The organism is Bacillus sp. JJ1773 (genome assembly GCF_036962035.1).
GTDB lineage: Bacteria > Bacillota > Bacilli > Bacillales > Cytobacillaceae > Cytobacillus.
On the sequence record NZ_JBALNX010000052.1, the window covers coordinates 69,670 to 71,950 of the forward strand.

General features: G+C 35.2%; 4 protein-coding genes. 2 read left to right on the forward strand and 2 right to left on the reverse strand.

The window, feature by feature from the left end; translation table 11 throughout:
* Positions 1-386: DeoD-type purine-nucleoside phosphorylase (locus V7127_RS16515; RefSeq protein WP_335487814.1), on the reverse strand; the 386-nt coding region annotated here is incomplete at its 3' end.
* A 292-nt stretch (positions 387-678) separates the two neighbouring features.
* On the opposite strand from V7127_RS16515, the gene V7127_RS16520 reads away from it, so the two are divergent.
* Entirely contained in the window at positions 679-825 is a 147-nt protein-coding gene (locus V7127_RS16520) for a hypothetical protein (protein ID WP_197414494.1), read from the forward strand.
* 25 nt (positions 826-850) lie between these two features.
* Here the strand turns inward: V7127_RS16520 and V7127_RS16525 are convergent, their stop codons facing one another.
* Positions 851-1,159 carry a YodL domain-containing protein gene (locus V7127_RS16525; protein WP_335353661.1) on the reverse strand — a complete coding sequence of 103 codons (309 nt, stop codon included), beginning with the start codon at positions 1,157-1,159 and terminating at the stop codon, positions 851-853.
* 247 nt (positions 1,160-1,406) lie between these two features.
* Here V7127_RS16525 and V7127_RS16530 point away from each other — a divergent pair, with 247 nt between their 5' ends.
* Positions 1,407-2,264, forward strand: coding sequence for a glycerophosphodiester phosphodiesterase (locus tag V7127_RS16530; RefSeq protein WP_335345407.1), 858 nt, complete (start codon positions 1,407-1,409; stop codon positions 2,262-2,264).
* Positions 2,265-2,281 lie beyond the last annotated feature (17 nt).

Here is a 2,281-nt window from a genome sequence, read left to right on the forward strand (position 1 = left end):
GCTGTAGGAGCATAATCGACTCCTCCAAATGTAATCCTATTCATTTGAGAATCTGTTGAAGCTGTCATTGCCAGGATCACATCCCGCACCTTTACATCCTTTTGAATAGCCCCACAAGTACCGACGCGGATTAAATTTTGAACATTATAGCTTTGCATCAATTCATTTATATAGATAGAAATCGATGGTACACCCATACCAGTTCCTTGAACAGAGATAGGATGGCCCTTGTATGTACCTGTATATCCAAACATATTTCGTACTTCATTATAGCATTTTGCATTTTCCAAAAATGTTTCAGCAATATATTTTGCACGTAAAGGATCCCCAGGTAAAAGGACTGTTTCAGCAACTTCATTTTCTTTCGCACCAATATGTATACTCATAAATTAAGCCTCCCAAATTTTCTCGAAGGGTAAAAATCCCTACCTCACTATACCATAATATATCCCAGCTTTAAAACGTTCTATTCCTCCAGCATTTTTTTTACGCTTACGGGAAAGCTATCTTTAGCCAAATCAGGAGGTGTTGATTAGTGGCACAGGAAAAAATGAGTAAAAAACTTAGACAGGCTGTTCAACACGCGAATGAAACAAACCCAACATCAAGATCAAATACAGAGCCTAATACATCAAAAACAGTTAAAACAATTAGTAAGAAATAGAGGGGAGCCTGCAAATGGGTAAAAAACATCGAAATCGAATCAATTCACCCAAAAAAAATAATCACATTCCGAAAGAAGCAATTATCGCTGAACAAGAAGCTCACGGTAAAGAATTCACTGCTCAAGGAAGGAAAAATGGTCCTGGTTCTAACATTGAATAAGGAGAGCATAGCTGCTCTCCCCTTCCTACCTAATATGAATACGATTAATCTCCTGCCAGCCTCCCGGTTTTAATTGAAAATAATATTGCCCTTTCCGCCCTTCATCAATATTCAAAATATCCCCTGTTGAAATAAATCTTCCATTAAAATCATTAGGTATTCGATCGTGAACATTAAATGTCGAAAAGACCGAATTGATGCATTCAACATGGTCCGATGCCTGCACAGTTAATCGGTAAACTTGTCGATATCCTTTATTTTGTCGAAATTCAGGCGTTTGGAATATCGTGACATCGTATTCCTTCCTTTTAACCCTAGTTAATTCTTTTAACATTTTTTATTCCTCCTCAAGAAATAATTTATTTCCCATGTATTGATAAGATGGAGTATTTTAAGTAAAATATAATAAAATATTCAAATATTTCTGATAAACATACACTTTCTATTAGATACTTCCTTTGTCGTTTCCTTCATCAAAAAAATACTACTTTTGTCGAACAAAGGATTATTTCTAAAGAAAGCGCTTACATTTCAGAAGATAGTTTCATATAATATAAAAATATGATAAAGGGGGCTTTGAAATGATCATAACTTCGCCTATTAAAAGACCTGTTTTAACCTGCATCTTTCTTGGTCTTTGGTTAGTGACTTCTAACCTATTTTATTATCTGCAGCCACTACACCCATTCAAGTCTATTGCTCATCGGGGTGCCTCCTATTATGCTCCTGAAAATACAATTGCTTCCTTTCAAAAAGCGGTTGATCTTGGTTTTGATTATATTGAGCTTGATGTTAGGCTAAGTAAGGATGAGCAATTAGTTGTTATTCATGATGAGGATGTAAAAAGGACGACTAACGGGGCAGGGTATATCGGTGATTTCACAGTGAAGGAATTGAAAATGCTTGATGCGGGATCATGGTTTTCGAAAGATTTCACGGATGAAAGGATTCCACTGCTTGAAGAAGTACTCTATATCTTTGGTAAGAAAATTGGCATATTAATTGATGTAAAGTCTCCTGATAAACAGCCTGGAATGATAGATATTCTATCAAATATATTAAACGACCATATTAATAATGGGTTAGATCCGGAAACAGTAAAAGTTCAATCCTTTAACATTAACGAGCTGAAACAATTAAAGGAACTTGTGCCTGACATTGCAACTGGTCTATTATTAAACAAGCCTTTAGATTTACTTCAATTGGCATCATACAGGCCTTATGCCTCCTTCCTTTCCATTCATCACCAATTATTAACGAAAGCCTTTATTAATAAGGCACAATTATTAGGGTTTGATATTTTTTCCTGGACAATTAAAAAGCAGTACCAATTCCCAGTCATGCAACGTTTAGGCGTACACGGCATTATATCTGACGAAGAATTTAGAAAGCCGAGCTATAAGTTTACTAGTTTTATTTCTCCCGTTATTAAAGAATAGTTAATTCAAAAAAAATA

Excerpts from the sequence above, each read along its gene's own strand:
- V7127_RS16520 (WP_197414494.1), top strand. The coding sequence starts at position 679 with ATGGGTAAAAAACATCGAAATCGAATCAATTCACCCAAAAAAAATAAT.
- V7127_RS16525 (WP_335353661.1), bottom strand. The coding sequence starts at position 1,159 with ATGTTAAAAGAATTAACTAGGGTTAAAAGGAAGGAATACGATGTCACG.
- V7127_RS16530 (WP_335345407.1), top strand. The coding sequence starts at position 1,407 with ATGATCATAACTTCGCCTATTAAAAGACCTGTTTTAACCTGCATCTTT.